Annotated in this window: 20 protein-coding genes; 15 read left to right on the top strand and 5 right to left on the bottom strand. The window is 62.1% G+C overall.

From position 1 onward, the window contains the following. The first annotated feature begins 29 nt into the window (after positions 1-29). Positions 30-1,211 (top strand): DNA-processing protein DprA, encoded by a 1,182-nt coding sequence (dprA, locus tag AS9A_RS07625; protein WP_041450943.1) that lies wholly within the window; start codon positions 30-32, stop codon positions 1,209-1,211. Further along, positions 1,177-2,244 (top strand): tyrosine recombinase XerC, encoded by a 1,068-nt coding sequence (locus AS9A_RS07630; RefSeq protein ID WP_013806377.1) that lies wholly within the window; start codon positions 1,177-1,179, stop codon positions 2,242-2,244. Before dprA ends, AS9A_RS07630 begins: the two co-directional genes overlap by 35 nt. Here the strand turns inward: AS9A_RS07630 and AS9A_RS07635 are convergent. Further along, complete coding sequence (locus tag AS9A_RS07635; protein ID WP_158307350.1) at positions 2,195-2,869, bottom strand: murein hydrolase activator EnvC family protein; 675 nt, start codon at positions 2,867-2,869, stop codon at positions 2,195-2,197. The genes AS9A_RS07630 and AS9A_RS07635 overlap by 50 nt on opposite strands. Positions 2,870-3,189: 320 nt before the next feature. Here AS9A_RS07635 and rpsB point away from each other — a divergent pair, with 320 nt between their 5' ends. The 6 genes from rpsB (at position 3,190) to AS9A_RS07665 (ending at position 8,168) form a co-directional block, all read left to right on the top strand. Beyond that, the gene (gene rpsB, locus AS9A_RS07640; protein WP_013806379.1) at positions 3,190-4,050 is read left to right on the top strand and encodes a 30S ribosomal protein S2; all 861 of its coding nucleotides are present in this window, start codon (positions 3,190-3,192) and stop codon (positions 4,048-4,050) included. 81 nt (positions 4,051-4,131) lie between these two features. Beyond that, complete coding sequence (gene tsf / locus AS9A_RS07645; protein ID WP_013806380.1) at positions 4,132-4,956, top strand: translation elongation factor Ts; 825 nt, start codon at positions 4,132-4,134, stop codon at positions 4,954-4,956. A gap of 136 nt (positions 4,957-5,092) precedes the next feature. Next, positions 5,093-5,824, top strand: coding sequence for a UMP kinase (pyrH, locus tag AS9A_RS07650; protein ID WP_013806381.1), 732 nt, complete (start codon positions 5,093-5,095; stop codon positions 5,822-5,824). A gap of 88 nt (positions 5,825-5,912) precedes the next feature. Further along, a complete protein-coding gene (frr, locus tag AS9A_RS07655; RefSeq protein ID WP_013806382.1) occupies positions 5,913-6,470 on the top strand; it encodes a ribosome recycling factor in 558 nt (185 codons plus the stop codon). Between the two features lie 83 nt (positions 6,471-6,553). After that, positions 6,554-7,441 carry a phosphatidate cytidylyltransferase gene (locus AS9A_RS07660; protein ID WP_041451672.1) on the top strand — a complete coding sequence of 296 codons (888 nt, stop codon included), beginning with the start codon at positions 6,554-6,556 and terminating at the stop codon, positions 7,439-7,441. A 1-nt stretch (position 7,442) separates the two neighbouring features. Next, positions 7,443-8,168 carry a class I SAM-dependent methyltransferase gene (locus tag AS9A_RS07665; protein ID WP_013806384.1) on the top strand — a complete coding sequence of 242 codons (726 nt, stop codon included), beginning with the start codon at positions 7,443-7,445 and terminating at the stop codon, positions 8,166-8,168. A 34-nt stretch (positions 8,169-8,202) separates the two neighbouring features. Here the strand turns inward: AS9A_RS07665 and AS9A_RS23810 are convergent, their stop codons facing one another. After that, the gene (locus AS9A_RS23810) at positions 8,203-8,640 is read right to left on the bottom strand and encodes a LapA family protein (RefSeq protein ID WP_041450945.1); all 438 of its coding nucleotides are present in this window, start codon (positions 8,638-8,640) and stop codon (positions 8,203-8,205) included. 77 nt (positions 8,641-8,717) lie between these two features. On the opposite strand from AS9A_RS23810, the gene rlmN reads away from it, so the two are divergent. After that, positions 8,718-9,827, top strand: a complete 1,110-nt coding sequence (rlmN, locus tag AS9A_RS07675) for a 23S rRNA (adenine(2503)-C(2))-methyltransferase RlmN (protein WP_041451673.1) — start codon at positions 8,718-8,720, stop codon at positions 9,825-9,827. 3 nt (positions 9,828-9,830) lie between these two features. On the opposite strand, the gene AS9A_RS07680 is transcribed toward rlmN, so the two are convergent. Continuing rightward, positions 9,831-10,112 (bottom strand): DUF2631 domain-containing protein, encoded by a 282-nt coding sequence (locus AS9A_RS07680; RefSeq protein ID WP_013806387.1) that lies wholly within the window; start codon positions 10,110-10,112, stop codon positions 9,831-9,833. Positions 10,113-10,269: 157 nt separating this feature from the next. Here AS9A_RS07680 and dxr point away from each other — a divergent pair, with 157 nt between their 5' ends. The 6 genes from dxr (at position 10,270) to AS9A_RS07710 (ending at position 17,387) form a co-directional block, all read left to right on the top strand. Beyond that, positions 10,270-11,505 (top strand): 1-deoxy-D-xylulose-5-phosphate reductoisomerase, encoded by a 1,236-nt coding sequence (dxr, locus tag AS9A_RS07685; protein WP_013806388.1) that lies wholly within the window; start codon positions 10,270-10,272, stop codon positions 11,503-11,505. Next, complete coding sequence (locus AS9A_RS07690; RefSeq protein WP_013806389.1) at positions 11,502-12,758, top strand: M50 family metallopeptidase; 1,257 nt, start codon at positions 11,502-11,504, stop codon at positions 12,756-12,758. Before dxr ends, AS9A_RS07690 begins: the two co-directional genes overlap by 4 nt. Positions 12,759-12,855: 97 nt before the next feature. Then, positions 12,856-13,992, top strand: coding sequence for a flavodoxin-dependent (E)-4-hydroxy-3-methylbut-2-enyl-diphosphate synthase (gene ispG / locus AS9A_RS07695; RefSeq protein WP_049793863.1), 1,137 nt, complete (start codon positions 12,856-12,858; stop codon positions 13,990-13,992). A gap of 114 nt (positions 13,993-14,106) precedes the next feature. Next, positions 14,107-14,943, top strand: coding sequence for a GNAT family N-acetyltransferase (locus AS9A_RS07700; protein ID WP_013806391.1), 837 nt, complete (start codon positions 14,107-14,109; stop codon positions 14,941-14,943). A 43-nt stretch (positions 14,944-14,986) separates the two neighbouring features. Continuing rightward, positions 14,987-15,844, top strand: a complete 858-nt coding sequence (gene map / locus AS9A_RS07705; RefSeq protein ID WP_041450946.1) for a type I methionyl aminopeptidase — start codon at positions 14,987-14,989, stop codon at positions 15,842-15,844. A 10-nt stretch (positions 15,845-15,854) separates the two neighbouring features. Next, on the top strand, positions 15,855-17,387 hold the full coding sequence (locus AS9A_RS07710) for a cobyric acid synthase (RefSeq protein WP_013806393.1): 1,533 nt from the start codon (positions 15,855-15,857) through the stop codon (positions 17,385-17,387). On the opposite strand, the gene AS9A_RS07715 is transcribed toward AS9A_RS07710, so the two are convergent. Then, on the bottom strand, positions 17,370-18,917 hold the full coding sequence (locus tag AS9A_RS07715; protein ID WP_013806394.1) for a glycerol-3-phosphate dehydrogenase/oxidase: 1,548 nt from the start codon (positions 18,915-18,917) through the stop codon (positions 17,370-17,372). The two genes, AS9A_RS07710 and AS9A_RS07715, sit on opposite strands and share 18 nt — an antisense overlap. After that, entirely contained in the window at positions 18,914-19,564 is a 651-nt protein-coding gene (locus AS9A_RS07720) for a TetR/AcrR family transcriptional regulator (RefSeq protein WP_013806395.1), read from the bottom strand. Before AS9A_RS07720 ends, AS9A_RS07715 begins: the two co-directional genes overlap by 4 nt. Positions 19,565-19,577 lie beyond the last annotated feature (13 nt).

The raw sequence follows: 19,577 nt of genomic DNA on the forward strand, positions 1-19,577 counted from the left end.
ACCTGCTCCTTTCAGAAAGCGAAACCGTGATGACGACGAATCTGCAAGACCCGCGTGATCCCCGGCTGCGCGCGTGGGCATACCTCTCACGCGTCGTGGAGGGACCATGCCGCCAGTTGCTCGCCCTGATCAATCAGGTTGGGCCGGAAGACGCGGCCCGAGCCGTCCAAAGCGGCGGGTTGCCGCAGGTGCTGGACCGCCCAACGCGGGCACGGCGTCAGGATGATCACTCCGCTCGGGACCTCGAATTGCTGATTGATATGGGAGGTGAACTAGTCACGCCGGATAGTCGGGAGTGGCCCGCATGGCGAATGCTGACCTTCGATCAGCAGGAAGTGCGCCAGGATCTCGACGCTGTAGCCCCGATCGCGCTGTGGAAACGTGGTGCGGTCTCGATCGACGAGGTATCTTCCTCCGCCGTCGCTGTCGTTGGGACGCGTGCACCAAGTTCGTATGGCGAGCAATGCACGATTGACATGGCGTGCGAACTCAGCGCGGCAGGCTGCACGATTGTGTCAGGCGCAGCATACGGAATCGACGCGTGCGCACATCGTGCTGCGCTCGCAGGACAGAAGCCCACAGTTGCTGTCCTTGCGTGTGGGATCGACCAGGTGTACCCATCAGGTCACGACAGGTTGCTAGGTGAAATCGTTCGGAAGGGTGCTGTCGTGACTGAGTATCCGCCTGGAACGCGCCCGGCCCGCTTCCGCTTTCTCGCACGCAACAGACTCGTCGCGGCGCTGTCTGACGCTGTTCTTGTCACGGAAGCCGGGAAACGCAGCGGTGCACGCAACACGGCACGCTGGGGGCGATTGTTCGGCAAACCCGTTTATGCGATGCCGGGCCCGGTAACTTCCGTGAGTTCGGTTGGATGTCATCAGATGATCCGTACTGGCGAGGCAAGTCTGGTCACGTGTGGTAGCGAGGTGCTTTCAGACACTGGTCTGCGTGAGCGTGCGGCGCAGCGCGTGCTGGTGGGGTCGGGCATCGAACCCGCAGATGGGCTCGACCGCGTGACCGACGGCCTCGACCGGACCCAGCTGCGCGTGTTCGACAGCCTCCCGATGCGTGGGGGTGCGGGCCTTGCCGAGATCGCTGTCTCTTCCGGCGTGCCCGCGGCATCCGTGCAGGCAGCACTGGCGGTGCTCGAAATCAGTGGTCTTGCGCAGCGCGGCGATGCTGGCTGGAGGCGAGCGAAGAAAGCCTGCTAGCAGTTTCGCCGGCTCTCGGGGTCACTGTTTGGTGTCATCGCTTGCGCACCCCTATCCTCCTGGGCACGCTGAGGGTGTGGCCGCCCAGGACGATACCGCGCAACTCCCCGAGGAATTCGAGCGTGTATTGCGGACATTCGAGGAGTACCTTCGGCTGCGCAAAGGCCGTTCGGAGCACACGATCCGCGCATACCGCTCGGATGTGCGGTCCCTTATAGCCCACCTCCTCGCGGATCCTGGACGCTGCAGCCTCACAGATCTTGATCTGCGGGCGCTGCGATCATGGCAGGCTGCACAATCGGCGACCGGTATTGCGAGGTCAACACTGGCGCGGCGGGCGTCGTCAGTGAAGACCTTCACAGCCTGGGCGCAGCACATGGGGCTGATCGCGGACGACCCAGCGGCCAGGCTTCAGAGCCCCCGGCCGTATCGCGAGCTCCCCGCTGTTTTGCGCAAGGAGCAGGCAGCATCCGCCCTTGACCAGGCGAAGAAGCGTGCGGAAGACCGGACCGAGGGTTCGGCGGACGCGATCGAAATTCGGGATCAACTGATCGTTGAACTGCTCTACTCATGTGGGATACGGGTCGGCGAGCTGTGTGGCCTCGACATAGCTGACCTCGATCTTGGGAACAATGTGCTTCGGGTGCTTGGGAAAGGCAACAAAGAGCGGGTGGTGCCCTACGGGCGGCCTGCACGGGACGCGCTGGACATGTGGCTGCGGGAGGGACGGCCGTTGCTTGCTGTGCCTGCATCTGGGGACGCACTGCTATTAGGGAAGCGGGGCCGCCGACTGGATCAACGGCAGGCTCGCAGGGCAGTCCACCGCGTCCTTGCTGCGGCCGCGGATGTCCCTGACCTGGGCCCGCACGGCCTCCGGCACTCCGCAGCGACCCACCTTCTGGAAGGTGGTGCAGATCTGCGAGTCGTTCAAGAGTTGCTTGGGCACGCCAGTCTTGCGACGACACAGCTCTACACGCACGTCTCTATCGGCCGACTGCGGGCAGTCCACGAGCAAGCCCACCCGAGGGCATGAGCGCGGCGTGTTCGGTCTCCACCGGCTTGAGTACGATTTTCAGTAAGCCGAGTAGGAGAAGGGGATCGAGATAGTCATTTCCCCAGCGCGCGCCCCAATGCAGGCACGCGGTCGCGGTGCAACCAGCGTGCAATGCATCGAGCGTGCCGATCGGTGTTCCCTTTCTTACGTAGTCGCCTCTATGCACCAGCGGCTGAATGGGCTCGTACGTGGTGCGCACACCAGATTGGTGGTCGATCGACACGACCCCTCGACTCGCTACTGGCCCCGCGAACGCAACCACACCCTCGTACGAGGCATACACGGTTGCGCCGGGTGCAGCAGCGAGATCAACGCCGCGATGCCCTGGGCCGTAAGGATGCGTTGGCCGGTCGAAGTCGCGCGCAACTTCGGGGGCAGGCTGGATGGGCCACTCGTGCCTTTCCTGCCGGGGTGTGGTGGTGGGCGTGGCGTTAGCCGGTTCATGAGGCAGCCCTGCCGCCCCACCTAGGCACAGCAATGCGGCGAGTAGCAGGCAGGGAAGCGTGGGACGGTGGTCAGGGCGCATGCCATAGAGGATGCCGCTCCCGCTGAACAGGTGGCCTCCGCGAGGGAGAATGTGGATAAAGCGGCGGCTGGGAGGCATTATCCACAGGGTTACAGGGGCGGATTGAACTTGCCGAGAATCTCGGTTACCTAGTTGACCCCAACTCGGCGTACACTGCTTGGCGGTGTGCTGTGAGCGCACCGTACTTCGCGTCCCCGCGTGCAGCCGCACCGAGGGTACGGCCTGAACCATCCGGTTCTCGCGGTATTCAATGGTGAGGCGGCCAGGCGCCCTTCGGTCCCGTGCTGAACGGGTTGGGTGTCCGGACGGGGACCAGGGCGGAAGCCAACGTGGCTTGCCGCATCAACCGGAACACGAGAGAAGGAGCGAAGACCTCTCACGGAGGTCTGATAATCGCTATGGCTGTTGTAACCATGAAGCAGCTGCTTGACAGCGGCGTGCACTTCGGACACCAGACCCGTCGGTGGAACCCCAAGATGAAGCGCTTCATCTTCACCGACCGCAACGGTATCTACATCATCGACCTGCGCCAGACCCTGTCGTACATCGACAAGGCATACGAGTTTGTCAAGGAAACAGTCGCGCACGGCGGCACAATCCTTTTCGTTGGCACAAAGAAGCAGGCCCAGGAGTCGATCGCAGGCGAGGCAACCCGCGTTGGTATGCCGTACGTGAACCAGCGCTGGCTCGGTGGCATGCTTACGAACTTCCAGACCGTCCACAAGCGGCTTCAGCGCCTCAAGGAACTTGAGAGCATGGAGCAGACCGGCGGCTTCGAGGGGCGCACCAAGAAGGAAATCTTGATGCTGACCCGTGAGAAGACCAAGCTCGAGCGCACCCTGGGCGGCATCCGTGACATGGCCAAGGTTCCGAGCGCGGTGTGGATCGTTGACACCAACAAGGAGCACATCGCCGTCGGCGAGGCGCGGAAGCTGAACATTCCGGTTGTCGCGATCCTCGACACGAACTGCGACCCGGACCTCGTTGATTACCCGATTCCGGGCAATGACGACGCGATCCGGTCGGCTGCACTGCTCACTCGCGTCGTCGCGGCGGCGGTTGCTGATGGTCTTCAGGCGCGCGCTGGCCTGAATACCTCCGGTGACGAAAAGGGCGAGGCAGAGCCGCTCGCTGATTGGGAGAAGGAACTTCTCGAGTCAGCATCGCCGGCAGCGGAAGGTGCGGAGGTTCCTGCAGAGGCGCCTGCCGAGGTTCCTGCCGAGGCACCGGCTGCGGAAGCAACCACCACCGAAAACTGACTTGAGCGCTGGCCCCGAACACCTTTCGGGGCCAGTCCCGCCAGACACGTGAGAAGTGAAATAGAGGAGGCTCGCCCCACCATGGCGAATTTCACCGCCGCAGATGTGAAGCGGCTGCGAGAGCTCACCGGCTCCGGAATGCTTGACTGTAAGAACGCTCTGGTCGAAACTGACGGCGACTTCGACAAGGCAGTTGAGATCTTGCGCATCAAGGGTGCGAAGGACGTCGGCAAGCGCGCTGAGCGCGCCACCGCTGAAGGTCTCGTCGCGGCATCCGGCGGCGTCATGATCGAACTGAACAGCGAAACAGACTTCGTCGCGAAGAACGCGGACTTCCAGGGCCTCGCGGACGAGATCGTGGCCGCTGCCGCCGCGTCTCAGCCAGCTGACCTCGAAGCACTGAAGGCAACGGACGTCAACGGTCGTACTGTCGATGCCGCTGTTCAGGAACTCGCCGCGCGTATCGGTGAGAAGCTTGAACTGCGCCGCGTCGTCGCTTTCGACGGTCAGGTCGCAACCTACCTGCACAAGCGCAGCGGTGATCTTCCTCCGGGCGTGGGTGTCCTGATTGAGTACACCGGTGAAGGTGACGGCGCTGCTAACGCCGCCCGCGAAGCTGCGATGCAGGTCGCAGCGCTGAAGGCGCGTTACGTCACCCGCGACGATGTCCCCGCGGACGTCGTCGAGAACGAGCGGCGCATCGCCGAGCAGACCGCCCGTGAAGAAGGCAAGCCTGAGCAGGCGCTGCCGAAGATCATCGAAGGCCGTGTCAACGGGTTCTTCAAGGACATGGTTCTCACGGAGCAGGCGTACGTGAAGGACTCGAAGAAGACCGTCAAGTCTCTCCTCGACGAGGCTGGCGCAACGATCACGCGCTTTGCGCGATTCGAAGTCGGCCAGTCCTGACCGGAGCGCCTCACCAAACCGAACGAGAACGATGAGGCAAGATATGCGGGGTTGCAAGATGGCAATAAACCATCGGGCAGCCCCGCATTCGCGTGTCCAGCGGCGACACTGCACTCGGTGACCAGCGAGGAGAGAAATGGCTGAAGACACACTTTCGGAGCGGCAGAAGTACAAGCGGGTCTTGCTCAAGCTCGGCGGTGAAATGTTCGGCGGCGGCAAGATCGGCGTCGATCCGGATGTTGTCCATATGGTTGCGGAGCAGGTCGGGGAAATCGTCCGGGACGGAGTTGAAGTCGCCATCGTAATCGGTGGTGGAAACTTCTTCCGCGGCGCTGAATTGCAGCAGCGCGGCCTCGACCGTTCACGGGCTGACTACATGGGCATGCTCGGGACCGTCATGAACTGCCTGGCACTGCAGGACTTCCTGCAGCAGGTAGGTGTGGACACTCGTGTGCAAACCGCGATAACCATGGGCCAAGTGGCCGAACCGTACATCCCATTGCGCGCCATACGACATCTCGAAAAGGGCCGAGTGGTGATTTTCGGAGCTGGCATGGGAATGCCGTACTTCTCCACCGACACAACTGCCGCGCAACGCGCTCTCGAGATTGGCGCGGAGGTCGTGCTGATGGCCAAGTCAGTTGACGGCGTCTACACCGCTGACCCGAAACTAGATCCAGACGCCACCATGTTTGACGAGATAACGCATCGGGAGGCGCTTGAGCGTGGCCTGAAGGTTGCCGACGCGACGGCCTTCAGCCTCTGTATGGACAACGACATGCCGATTATTGTTTTCAATCTGCTCAAGCACGGCAATATCGCCCGTGCGGTGGCGGGGGAGCACGTTGGCACCCTCGTGAGACCCTAGAAATCGTTGCGCTCACGCCAGGTAGATTTGTTGTTTAGGCGTGATGCGATAGTGGAGATTAGGCAAAAAGACCAGAAGAAGGTGTGCCGTGATTGATGAAGCGCTCTTCGACGCCGAAGAGAAGATGGAAAAGGCTGTATCGGTAGCGAAGGACGAACTCGGCTCCATTCGAACGGGTCGTGCTAATCCGGGGATGTTCTCACGCATCGTCATCGACTATTACGGCGCGCCAACCCCGATTACGCAACTCGCGAGTATCAACGTCCCGGAAGCGCGGCTTGTCGTCATCAAGCCGTACGATACGTCGCAGTTGAGCGCTATCGAAACCGCGATCCGCAATTCAGATCTCGGTGTCAACCCGGGAAATGACGGCGCGATAATTCGCATTGCGGTCCCTCAACTGACAGAGGAGCGACGCCGCGACCTGGCTAAGCAGGCGCGCTCGAAGGGCGAGGACGCCCGAGTCGCGGTTCGTAACGTCCGGCGGAAAGCAATGGACGAGTTGTCTCGTATTCAGAAGGATGGCGAGGCTGGCGAGGACGAAGTGGGTCGCGCGGAAAAAGAGATCGATAAACTCACCGCGAAGTACAGCGCCCAGGTTGACGAGTTGGTGAAACACAAAGAATCTGAGCTCATGGAGGTCTAGCCTCAACAGCTAAGTAATATTTTGGAAACCTCGGTGTGGAGATAGGAGAAGTTGTGGCAGAAGACCGTGAGCCCAGTCATCCTATGACGGGGTCAGGGCAACCCACCAACGCCTCCGCCGCAGAACCGCCGCAGAAGAAGTCCCGCGCCGGCCGAAACCTCCCAGCCGCCATAGGTGTCGGAGTGACCCTGGGCGCGCTGATCATCGCGATCCTCTTGGTCGAGTCCAGAGGGTGGGTGGTTCTTGTTGCCGCGGCCCTCACCCTCGCGATCTGGGAACTGTACAAACGTCTGCGGCAACAGGGCTTCCATCTACCCCTGGTGCCACTCATTGTCGGGGCTCCACTGACGACGCTTTCGGCGCTGCCTTTCGGTGTTCAGGGTGTCCTCACGGGTTTCGCCACCACGGCGGTGGTCTCCATGGTGTGGCGCCTATTCCACAACGGACTCGGCGGCAAGCCCGAGAACTACGTGCGTGACGCGGCGATCACCCTTTTTGTTGCAACCTGGGTGATCCTTTTCGGTGGCATCGGTGCACTCCTTGTCCTCACGGAGCAGGGTGCCGGACCCATCTGGGTATTGATGATCGCCGTCGTGTGCTCGGACATTGGCGGCTACACCGCGGGTGTCCTTTTCGGCAAGCATCCAATGGTGCCGCAGATCAGCCCGAAGAAATCCTGGGAAGGTTTCGCGGGTTCGATGATCGCGGGAATCATCGGCAGCGTCATTACCGTCTCGGTGTTCCTCGACGAATCGCCGTTACTGGGGGTACTCGTCGGCGCTGCACTCGTCGTGTCGGGGACGCTGGGAGACCTGATCGAGTCGCAGTTCAAACGTGATCTTGGTATCAAGGACATGGGGACGTTGCTGCCTGGGCACGGTGGCCTCATGGATCGACTCGACTCCCTCCTGATATCAGCTGTGGTGGTCTGGGGGATCGTGGCGGTGCTTGGATATCAGATGACGGTGTGACATGTCCTGGCTGCGTTCCAAAGACAGCCGTCGCGACTCAGTCATAGCGAGCCCGAATATCTGGAAGTGGCCAGATATCTACGAGGTAGAGAATCACGCCCAAGACGCAGGTGACGCGATCTGGTCCGAACTGTCGGCAATCGCGCCCTGGATCGGCCGTGACGTCGTTGATGTTGGTTGCGGTACCGGATTTCATCTCCCGCGATTCGCCGAGACCGCCCGGTCCGTGATCGGCGTCGAGCCCCACAGTCCGCTTCTCGGGCACGCACGCAACCGTGTCTTGGAGTTCGATCATGTCAACGTCCTCCAGGGCGAGGCGGCGCGGTTGCCCCTAGAGTCCAGGTCGGCAGATTTGCTGCACGCGAGGACCGCGTACTTTTTCGGGCCCGGCTGTGAACCAGGCATCCGGGAAGCACTGAGGGTGCTGCGACATGGCGGCATCCTGGCCATCGTTGATCTTGATGCGACAGCCTTTCCGTACGGGACATGGATGCGTGACGATCTGCCGAAGTATCAGCCGCTCCTGGTCGAAGACTTTTTCCGCCGCCAGGGGTTCTCACTCCGTCGCGTCGATACGCGCTGGGTCTTCCCCACGCGCGCGTTACTAGACGAAGTTTTGGCCATTGAATTCAGTCCCAGAGTGGCGGCACGCGCCCGCCGCGAAACAACGGGTGTGACTCTCGACGTGCGATACCGGATTCACTGGTTGCGCAACACACTGAGCTAGGCGGCATTGCTTGACTCTGGGTGGAGAGTTGGCCTTAGCGCAGCCCCTTACGAGCGGTGCGGCGCAGCTGCAGAATGCGGACACCGCCGATACAGGCGGCGATCAAGATGCCCAGTATTGCGGCGCCGAGCAGAGCAACTCCCACTGGCATGTCCCACTCCCAGAACAGGACGAAAATCGTTGTCGTCGCCAAGTTCTGAAGAATGAACACAAGGAGCAGAATCAGAAGCAGGGCCCCAATGATCAGAGCTGACCACCATGCCCCGGCACGCGTGTGCGGCAGAGCCGTGGAATGCGCCTTCCCATGCGGTGGAGAGGAGGTTACCGCGGCGGGCGACGACTCCGAGCCTGACTGTGGCAATTCCGCCGTGTCGTTTGGCTCGGACCAACCCTCATATGCGGACTGCGTATCGCCCAAGTCAGGCTGTGATGTGCCATGATCCTTGGACGGCTCGCCTGATTTTGATGCCATGACATGATCATGACGCATTTAGCGCTGCCATGCACGAATTCTCGGATGTACACCATCCGTGGGACACTGGTCGCATCATGAGCGTCGATATTCCACTTGTATTCAATGCGCCGCGCCGCGGGATGCCCCCGCGGCATTTCGCGGATCTCGATCGCGACGAGCGTCGCAAAGCTGTCGCGGACCTGGGCATGCAGCCCTTTCGCGCCGACCAACTCGCTCGCCATTACTACGGTCGGCTCGAAGCTGACGTCGCAGCGATGACCGATCTTCCTGCCAATGTTCGCGAGAAGATTGGGGAGACACTGTTTCCTCCGCTGCTCAGCACCGTTCGCCATTTGGCTTGTGACGCTGGTGAGACGCGGAAGACACTCTGGAAGGCGCACGATGGCACGTTGCTCGAAAGCGTGCTCATGCGCTACACGGATCGTGCGACGGTGTGCATATCGAGTCAGGCCGGGTGCGGTATGGCCTGTCCGTTCTGCGCTACGGGCCAAGCCGGCCTGACGCGGAACCTATCGACGGCCGAGATCGTGGATCAGGTCCGTGCCGCAGCTGCGGCCATGCGTGACGGCGAGGTGGGAGGTGGACCCGGTCGCCTCTCCAACGTTGTGTTCATGGGCATGGGCGAGCCGCTCGCGAACTACAAGCGAGTGATTGCGGCGGTCCGGCGCATCACTGCTCCCGCACCAGAAGGACTTGGCCTGTCGCAGCGGAACGTCACGGTGTCGACAGTAGGTCTCGCTCCCGCGATCCGGAAACTTGCGGAGGAAGACCTCAACGTGACGCTCGCGGTTTCGCTGCACACGCCTGACGACGAGCTCAGGGATACGTTGGTGCCGGTGAACAATCGATGGGCCGTCGCTGAGGTGCTCGACGCCGCGAAATACTATGCCGACACCACAGGCCGCCGCGTCTCAATCGAGTACGCTCTCATCCGCGACATCAACGATCAAGGCTGGCGCGCCGACATGCTAGGGAAAAAGCTACGCAAAGCGCTCGGCCACCTCGTGCATGTCAACGTCATACCGTTAAATCCCACACCTGGCAGCAAATGGGATGCTAGCCCAAAGACAGTCGAGGCGGAATTCGTGCGCCGCGTACAGGCTCAGGGAGTTCCGTGCACAGTTCGAGACACCCGCGGTCAGGAAATCGCCGCCGCGTGCGGCCAGCTGGCAGCGGAGAACTAGACGCTAAATGCGGCGTTTCCGTTCCTTGCGGGTGCTGATGTTGTAGCGGACCAGCAAGAACACCAGTGCCAGGCCCACGCCGATGATCCACATGTTCTCCACGTTGCCGTCGTGGTTGCCAATCAGGTAGGCGAAGACCAGGATCGTGAAGAGCCAGCCAACAATCTGAAATGCCTTGGGAGCTTCGCCGTGCCAGCCCCAGCCTACTGATGGCTCATCAGCAGGGTTGACGTTCGAGCGCGCAATCGCGCGTTCCAAACCTGGATCCACGTTCGCGTCGGCCACTGTGATCCCTCCTGATCGCCTCAAAAAAAACGCCCTGCGCAGGCTGCTGGTGATCTCGACTCCCGCGCCACACGCAGCTCACTGGGATCATCCTGACATACTGATGCGGACTGAGTGCATTTGGGTCGCCGATTCGTGTCGAACGCGACGTCACACGGTGGGCGCCTCACCCCCGCGTGAGTTGGCGGCATTCATCAGTGACAATGACTCGGTGACGTCCTCACCGCAATCACCCCAGCGTGTACTGATACTCGGCAGCACCGGCTCGATCGGGACCCAAGCGCTCGATGTGATCGGCGCTAACCCCGACTTGTTCTCAGTGGCCGGACTTGCAGCGGGAGGCGGCAACACGGCTCTTCTTGAACAACAGATCCAACAGACCGGGGTGCCGGGCGATGCGGTGGCGGTGGCGGATCCGGCTGCGGCAGCGAAACTGCACGTACCCGGTGTTCGCAGCGGAGGGGATGCGGTCACTGCCCTTGTGGAGTCAGTGGAGGCCGACGTCGTCCTGAACGCGCTGGTCGGTTCGCTCGGGCTGCAGCCAACGCTTGCGGCGCTGAAAACGGGCGCTCGCCTTGCGCTTGCGAATAAAGAGTCACTTGTTGCGGGTGGCCCGCTTGTCACCGCGGCCGCCAGGCCAGGCCAGATCGTTCCGGTCGACTCCGAACACTCCGCCCTCGCACAGTGCTTGCGGTCCGGGACCGGTGACGAAGTTGCTCGTCTCGTGCTCACGGCGTCCGGTGGCCCATTCCGGGGCTGCAAAGCTGAAGACCTGGCCGAGGTAACTCCCGAACAGGCGGGTGCGCACCCCACCTGGGCAATGGGGCCGATGAACACGCTGAACTCGGCAACCCTCGTCAATAAGGGCCTGGAGCTAATCGAGACGCATCTGCTGTTTGGAATTCCTTACGACCGGATCGACGTCGTGGTCCACCCCCAATCGATCGTGCATTCCATGGTGACGTTCGTAGATGGCTCGACGATCGCCCAGGCAAGTCCCCCTGATATGCGCCTGCCCATCGCCCTCGCGCTGGGCTGGCCGGACCGCGTTCACGGTGCGGCAAAGCCGCTCGATTTCGCGGTGGGCTGCCACTGGGATTTTGAGCCACTAGACAATGAGGTCTTCCCGGCTGTCCGACTCGCGCGGGAGGCCGGTACCGGGGGTGGTTGCCTTCCCGCGGTGTACAACGCGGCGAACGAAGAGGCGGCGGCTGCGTTTCTCCAGCGCGACCTGCCCTTCCCGCGCATCGTCCGTATCGTGGAGCATGTGCTTGACGGTGCGCACGAATGGTCGAGCGCACCGAGTACCGTTGACGATGTACTCGCCGCCGAGGGTTGGGCGCGTGCGCGTGCCCGTGAGCTCATCACACAGGAGGCCAGACCCCGCTCATGATGTTCACCCTTGGTGTGATCTTGTTCGCGCTTGGGATCGGTATTTCCATCGCGATCCACGAATACGGCCATCTAGCCATGGCCAAGGCCTTCGGGATGAAGGTTCGCCGGTACTACATCGGTTTCGGGCCCAAGATCTTCGCGTTCAAACGCGGTGAGACCGAATACGGCCTCAAAGCGATCCCGGCTGGCGGCTTCTGTGACATCGCCGGAATGACAGCGCTAGACGAACTCGAACCCGATGAGCATGACCGGGCAATGTACAAGCAGGCCACATGGAAACGGCTTCTTGTCATGCTGGGCGGCCCGATCAGCCACGCGATCATCGGTCTCACGCTGGTCTTTATCCTCGCGCTGGGCTGGGGTCTGCCGAAACTCGCCTTCAATGACGCGGTGGTCGGAGAAACCACATGTGTAGCGCCCACGCAAGCCCCGCCAGAGCAGGACAACGGACGGTGGGTTGCGGGCGAGCTTGCGCCCTGCGGCGGCGGGGGACCTGCTGAGGCTGCCGGTATCGAACCGGGGGACCTCATCGTTGCCGTGAATGGCGACCGGATACGCAACTTTGGTGAGGTTGTTCAGCGTGTTCAGGCGACCGACGGCACCGCCGTTCTGACTGTGGAGCGTGACGGGGAAACACGGGAAATCCCGGTCGCGGTCCAGCCGGTCGAGCGGTACGTCATTGGTTCGGCGGGTGCGGAACCGGAACTCGCGACCGTGGGGGCTATTGGCGTCGCGCAGGACCTCGAAACTCGCGCCGAGGCCTCCGAGATCCGGCAGTATGGGCCGCTGGGAGCAGTGCCAGCCACATTCGTCTTTACCGGCGAATTGACGGTTCAGACCTGGGAAGCGCTCCTGAGGTTCCCGGAGCGTCTGCCTGCTGTTGCCCGCTCGATCATGGGCGAGGATCGAGACCCTGATACGCCGATCAGCGTTGTGGGAGCGAGCCGTCTCGGCGGCGAGGTCGTCGATATGGGGCTGTGGCAGGTTTTCATTCTGCTGCTCGCGGTACTGAACCTGTTCGTCGGTTTGTTCAATCTCCTCCCGTTGCTGCCACTCGATGGTGGGCACATGGCGGTCACGATTTACGAGGCGATCCGCAACCGGCTGCGGCGGCTGATGGGCAAGCCCAACGGGCCACCCGTCGATTACACCAAGTTGATGCCTATCACTTTCGTTGTGATGGTGATCGGTGCCGGGATTATGCTGTTGACTATCACCGCTGACATCGTCAACCCGATCACGTTCCGGTGAGCACGTTAGGAAGGTTTCTGTGACTGGCCCCAGTTCAGCTGAACTGAACACCACCCCGAATCCGAACACTCCGCCGTCCGGATCTGTGGGTCTGGGAATCCCGGCTGGTCCAGCGCCAACTTTGGCTCCGCGGCGCAAGACGCGGCAGTTGATGGTCGGCGACGTGGGTGTCGGCAGTGACTATCCGGTATCAGTCCAGTCGATGACCACAACTAAGACGCATGACATCAATGCGACCTTGCAGCAGATTGCCGAACTGACGGCCTCAGGATGCGACATAGTGCGAGTTGCCTGTCCGCGTCAGGAAGACGCTGACGCGCTGGCGACGATCGCGAAGAAGAGCCAGATCCCGGTCATCGCGGACATCCACTTTCAGCCCCGGTACATCTTCGCCGCGATCGAAGCCGGCTGTGCGGCGGTGCGCGTAAACCCGGGCAACATCAGAGAGTTCGATGGCCGAGTCCAGGAGGTCGCTAAGGCCGCCGCTGAGGCGAACACGCCGATCCGCATCGGCGTTAACGCTGGTTCGCTGGATCCGCGCCTGCTCGCGAAGTACGGCAAACCGACCGCTGAAGCACTCGTGGAGTCCGCGCTGTGGGAGGCGAGCCTGTTCGAGGAGCACGGCTTTGGGGATTTCAAGATTTCCGTGAAGCATAACGATCCAGTCGTCATGGTGCGGGCGTACGAACTGCTAGCTGAGCAATCGGATTACCCGTTGCACCTCGGCGTGACGGAGGCCGGCCCGTCCTTCCAGGGAACGATCAAGTCGGCGGTCGCCTTTGGCGCGCTGCTCTCGAAGGGTATCGGCGACACAATTCGTGTGTCGCTATCTGCGCCGCCCGCAGAAGAAGTAAAGGTGGGGCACCAGATTCTGCAGTCACTGAATCTGCGTCCACGCAAACTCGAAATCGTGTCGTGTCCCTCCTGCGGACGTGCCCAGGTCGATGTGTACACCCTCGCGAACGAAGTGACCGCTGGGCTCGAAGGCATGGAAGTGCCGTTGCGTGTCGCAGTAATGGGCTGCGTAGTCAATGGTCCTGGTGAGGCGCGTGAAGCAGACCTCGGTGTGGCCTCGGGCAACGGCAAAGGCCAGATCTTCGTCAAGGGCAAGGTAATCAAGACAGTCCCAGAAGCGCAGATCGTGGAGACCCTGATCGAAGAAGCAATGCGGATCGCCGAGGAAATGGAATCGGACGGCGAAGGTGCCGGCGCGCCTGTAGTCACAGTGAGCTGAGACCATGACCGCGGGCATTAAGTAACGGTTAGGAAACCGGACTATCACGTCTTCTCGTCGAATGATTCAAAGTTGGGCTACCGCTTGGCGCGTTGTGCGTGGCAATCTGGTGATGTGCTGAAGTTGCTGGGTGCGAAGCCGCTGGGGTTGCGTGACACCCCAGCTGTCTTACGCGCGCTGGACTCGGACCCCATTGCTTCGTGCATGGTTGCTTCACGGATCGAGGAGTTCGGCGTCGATCCGAGGTTTCTGCGCGGAGAACTGTGGAGTCGCGGCAAGCCCGGCGAGTCCCTCTGCTTTTCCGGAGTGAATCTCATACCGCTGCTCGGCGACGAAGACGATATTCGGTCTTTTGCTGATCGTGCTTGCCGCAGCCCCCGCGCTTGCTCATCGCTTGTCGGCCGCGCGGAGCTGGTTCTGCCGCTGTGGGAGCAGCTCGAGGGGGATTGGGGGCAGCCCCGGGAGATCCGTGCTGACCAGCCGATGCTCATGTTGCGGGGCGCCCCGGCGTGTTCACCGGACCCAGAGACGCGCCGCGTCCGTTTGGATGAATTCGAGCTATACCTTGATGCCGCCGTGAAGATGTTCATCGAGGAAGTAGGTGTTGATCCATGCGCGCACGACGGGGGCCGCTCGTACCGTTACAGGGTGCGCAGCCTGATCGAATCGGGTCGCGCATGGGCTCGTATCGAGGGCGACACAATCGCGTTCAAAGCTGAGGTCGGTTCGATGTCGAATCGAGTGGGCCAGATCCATGGAGTGTGGGTCAATCCCAGTTTCCGGGGCTGCGGGATCGGTGCAGCGGGCACCGCGACGGTCGCGGAGTGGATCATCCGTAGTGGGAGGACTGCCAGCCTGTATGTCAACGGTTTCAATGGCGCCGCACGGGCAATGTACTCGAAGGTCGGGTTCACCCAGGTAGCGACTTTCGCCACCGTGCTGGTGGACTGACGCGCTTTAGCATCACGGCTGATCACACATTACTCTCGTAACCATGCCTACCCGTTCTTTGCTGAGCCCCGGTACCGTGTCGCCGACGCGGAACGTCCCCGCGTCAATTGAGCCACCGGAATACGCGTGGAAGAAAACAGCGAAGGAAGGCAGCGAACCCTGGGTGCAGAGCCCTGAAACGATCGAGGGAATGCGCGTTGCCGGCAGAATCGCCGCTCAGGCCATTCAGGAGGCGGGCAAATCGGTGCAGCCCGGTGTGACCACGGACGAACTGGACGCGATTGTCCACGAGTTCCTGCTCGACCACGGTGCCTACCCGTCAACTCTCGGGTACCGGGGCTTCCCGAAATCGTGCTGCACGTCGTTGAACGAAGTGATCTGCCACGGGATTCCGGACTCGACCGTCGTCGAAGACGGTGACATCGTGAAGATCGATGTCACTGCATACCTGGACGGCGTGCACGGTGATACGTGTGTGACTTTCCTCGCCGGCAACGTTTCCGATGAGCACCGTCTCCTCGTGGAACGGACGAAGTCGGCGCTCGACCGAGCAATCAAAGCGGTGAAGCCGGGCCGCCAGTTGAATGTGGTTGGCAGGGTGATCGAATCGTACGCGAATCGCTTCGGCTACGGCACAGTCCGCGCATTCACTGGCCATGGCGTCGGCACGACGTTCCACAATGGCCTCGTCGTTCTCCATTATGACGATCCGAGTGTCGACACGGTGCTTGAGCCAGGCATGACTTTCACAATCGAGCCCATGATCAATCTCGGTGGCATCGATTATGAGATCTGGCCAGACGGCTGGACGGTGGTGACGAAGGACCGCAGCTGGTCGGCGCAGTTCGAGCATTCGCTAGTGGTCACCGACTCAGGTGCTGAAGTACTGACGCAGCCGTAGGCGTCCGCTCATGAAGGGTTCGCTGCTAATCGCCGGCACGACGTCGGATGCGGGTAAGAGCTTTGTTGTCGCTGGGCTGTGCCGACTCCTTGCGCGGCAAGGTGTGAAGGTCGCGCCGTTCAAAGCGCAGAACATGTCGAACAACTCGGTTGTGACGCTCGACGGTGGCGAGATCGGTCGCGCTCAGGGTCTGCAAGCGCAGGCGTGCGGTCTCGCGCCGAGCGTTCGTTTCAACCCGATCCTGCTTAAACCGGGCAGCGATCGCTCGTCGCAGCTTGTGATTCGGGGGAAAGCAGAAGGACAGCTGCGGGCGGGGGATTACCTGACTCATCGTGCGCACCTTCGCCGAATCGCGGCGGAAACGTTGCGCGATTTGCGCGACGATTTCGATGTCGTGCTGTGCGAGGGCGCGGGCTCGCCGGCCGAGATCAATCTGCGTGCGTCTGATGTTGCGAACCTCGGCCTCGCGCAGGCTGCGCAGATCCCGGTCGTGGTGGTGGGGGACATTGATCGGGGTGGCGTTCTCGCGCATCTTTTCGGCACTCTGGCCGTTTTGGATCCGGAGGATCAGCAGCTTGTGTGCGGTTTCTTGATCAACAAGTTCCGCGGCGATCCTGCGCTGCTCGCGCCCGGTCTCGAGCAGATAGCGGAACGCACTGGACGGCCTGTCTTCGGGGCGGTGCCTTATCTCGAGGACATCTGGATCGATGCGGAGGACTCGCTTTCGAGTCCGGTGGGCCGCGTGGTTGGTATGCCGAAGCCGCCGATCGGGGATCAGTGGCTGCGCGTCGCTGCCGTCAGGCTCCCTCGGGTATCGAACGCGACCGACGTCGAAGCGCTCGCGAGTGAACCCGGAGTGATTGTGCGCTGGGTCGATGACCCAGGCTCAATACACGACGCAGATCTGGTGGTACTGCCGGGTTCGAAGGCCACAGTCGCGGATCTGGAATGGCTGCGAGCGACCGGAATCGCGGATGTGCTCACCAGGCGTGCACAGAGGGAGATGCCCATCCTCGGTATTTGTGGCGGGTACCAGATGCTCGGCAAGACCATCCTCGATGACGTCGAATCGGGGTGCGGAAAGCACGATGGTCTGGGCATTTTCGACCTTGACATCGAGTTCAGTCCAGTGAAAACGCTCGCCGTCACTACGGGCACCGGAGAAGGATTCGGCGCGGATCTGGCGGTGACGGGTTACGAAATCCATCACGGTGTGGCTGTCCGCAGCGCCGAGGATCCACTGCTGCGCTCCGGCGATGACTTCGAAGGTAGCCAGCGGACCGGAGTTTTCGGCACGCACTGGCACGGCCTACTTGAGAACGACGAATACCGGAGGGCTTTTCTTGCGTACGCAGCGGGTCTGGCGGGACTCACTGGCTTCGTGGTGGCGCCTCACGTCAGTGCCGCCGCGGAGCGTGCGGCTCAGCTAGACCTGATGGCGGATGCGCTGGCTCAGCACGTCGATGTTGGTCGGCTCTTCACCCTGATCGACGACGGTGTCCCGGGGCGGCAGCCCGTCCTTAGTTCAGTGCTTCGCAGCTAGAGACTGTTCCGCAAGCCGGAACGCGTCATGCGCTGCGTCCTCCGCCACGGCCCGGTCTGCTGGCACTAAGCCGATGCGGGTGCGGCGGTCGAGCAGGTCGCTTACAGTCGTCGCGCCCTCATGCGTAGCACCGAACACCAACTCCGCCATGGTGACAGGTACCAGATCATGGATCGGCGTGAGTAGATCGGGATCTGCGGAAACGATCTCAGCATCTCGCCCGTATCGCCTCACGAGCCGGGAGGGTTCGCTCATGGCTGCGAGCGCTCGCCTATTCGCTGCACCGACGAGTGGGAGGTTGCGGGTCTGACACGGTCCAGCATTCAGCGCTGCGTTAGTGACCGCCGCATCCACGGCGTCTTCAGCCATCTGCCGGTAGGTGGTGAGCTTTCCTCCCACGACCGTCACAACCCCGGTGCCGGAGACGAGGATCGCGTGCTTTCGGGAAAGGTCAGCGGTTCTTCCTTCAGAGGCAAGCAGAGGCCGCAAGCCGGCGAACGCTCCCACGACATCGGTACGGCGGGGCCTGGCTGCGAACGCGGGGCCGATGACGTCGAGGAGAAAGTCGATCTCGTCTTCGGTCGGCTCAGGCACGTCGGGCACCGCGCCATCGGTCGGCTCGTCGGTGAGGCCGACGTAGACGAGCCCGTCGGGCTGCGGAAGCGCGAAGACGAAGCGATTCGTTTCTCCCGGCACTGGCATGGTGATGGCGGCAGTGGGATGCCCCAGAGTCTCCGAACGAAGCACGATGTGGGTGCCGCGGGAGGGGCGGAGCGTGACGTCCGGATCGATATCGCTTGCCCACACGCCAGTGGCGTTGATGACCGATCGAGCCCTGATGGTGTGAGTGATGCCGCTTAGTTCGTCACGAACCTCGGCCTCGGTACCCGATGCGGAGAGCACACGGGTGCGGGTGAGCACGCGTGCGCCGATCGCCGCGGCGGTGCGGGCCAGACCAACAACGAGGCGGGCGTCATCTTCGAGTTGCCCGTCCCAGGACAGCAGACCGCCGCGGAGTTCGCTTCGGTTGATGCCGGGGGTCATCAGCACCGTTTCGTCGACGGAAAGCCTGCGCGGCGTGGGCAGGACAGCCGCGGGTGTGCGCGCTGCCCGGCGGAGCACATCGCCCGCCACGAATCCGGTTCCGGCCAGCATCCCTTGCGAGCGGGTGACTTCTGGGAGCAGTGGCAGGAGCATGGGAAGGGGCCGGACGAGGTGGGGCGCCGTTCGCGTCATCAGAATGCCACGCTCTACCGCGCTCTCATATGCGACGCCAACCTGTCCCTTCGCCAGGTAGCGCAGGCCACCGTGGACAAGTTTTGAACTCCATCGAGAAGTTCCCCAGGCGAGGTCGAACGCGTCGACGGCGACTACGGCAAGCCCACGCGAGGCGGCGTCCAGTGCGGCTCCCGCGCCGGTGACGCCCAGGCCGATGATGAGTACGTCGACCGTGCGGCCGTCGGTGGCTTCGCTGAGTTCGCGCTCCCGGCGGCTGGCGTTGAGCGCACTGTCTAGGCCGGTTTTCGTCATGGCGTCAGGTACCTCTCGATGAGCTGGCGATACTGCTCCGAAAGCTCGTTGGCGGTGAGTGAATCTGTCATTGTTTTTCCGCTGAACACGAAGCCTTGCATGGCGGTCAGTACTGTGCGTGCAACGCCGCGCGGGTCGCCTTGCCGAAGTTTTTGTGCATCCTGACCGGCTTTGACTGCTGCTTCGAGGACGGAGAGCAGCGAATTCTGTGCCCGTCCACGCCGGTGAAGGACGTAAGGCAGCAGCAGTTCGGGATCGACTTCCACGACTTTCTGGAAAAGGAGGTTCTCTCGCACCGCGGTAGCAACTTCGACGACTGCGGCGCTGACGTTTTCAGGCGTCAGGCGGTCGGCGTCGTTGCCTGCCAGAAGGTGCACCCCAGAGGAGTTCGACCACTCGCGCGCCATGACGTCACTCATCAGTCGCGTCATGTCTTGCCATTTGCGGTAGATGGACATGCGGGAGATCCCGGCGCGACGGGCGACATCGGTGAGCGTCGTGCGTCGCCACCCCACCGCGATGACGCACTCGCGAGCCGCGTCGAGGACCGCGTCGACATCGATGCCCTTCTGGCGGTCGAGGGGGGGTCTGTCAGAGCTGGAGTGCTCGGGCGGGTCTCGTTTAACCTTGTGACGTTCGGTCGTCATGTGTAACACTGTA

It is taken from the genome of Hoyosella subflava DQS3-9A1, assembly GCF_000214175.1.
GTDB classification, from domain to species: domain Bacteria; phylum Actinomycetota; class Actinomycetes; order Mycobacteriales; family Mycobacteriaceae; genus Hoyosella; species Hoyosella subflava.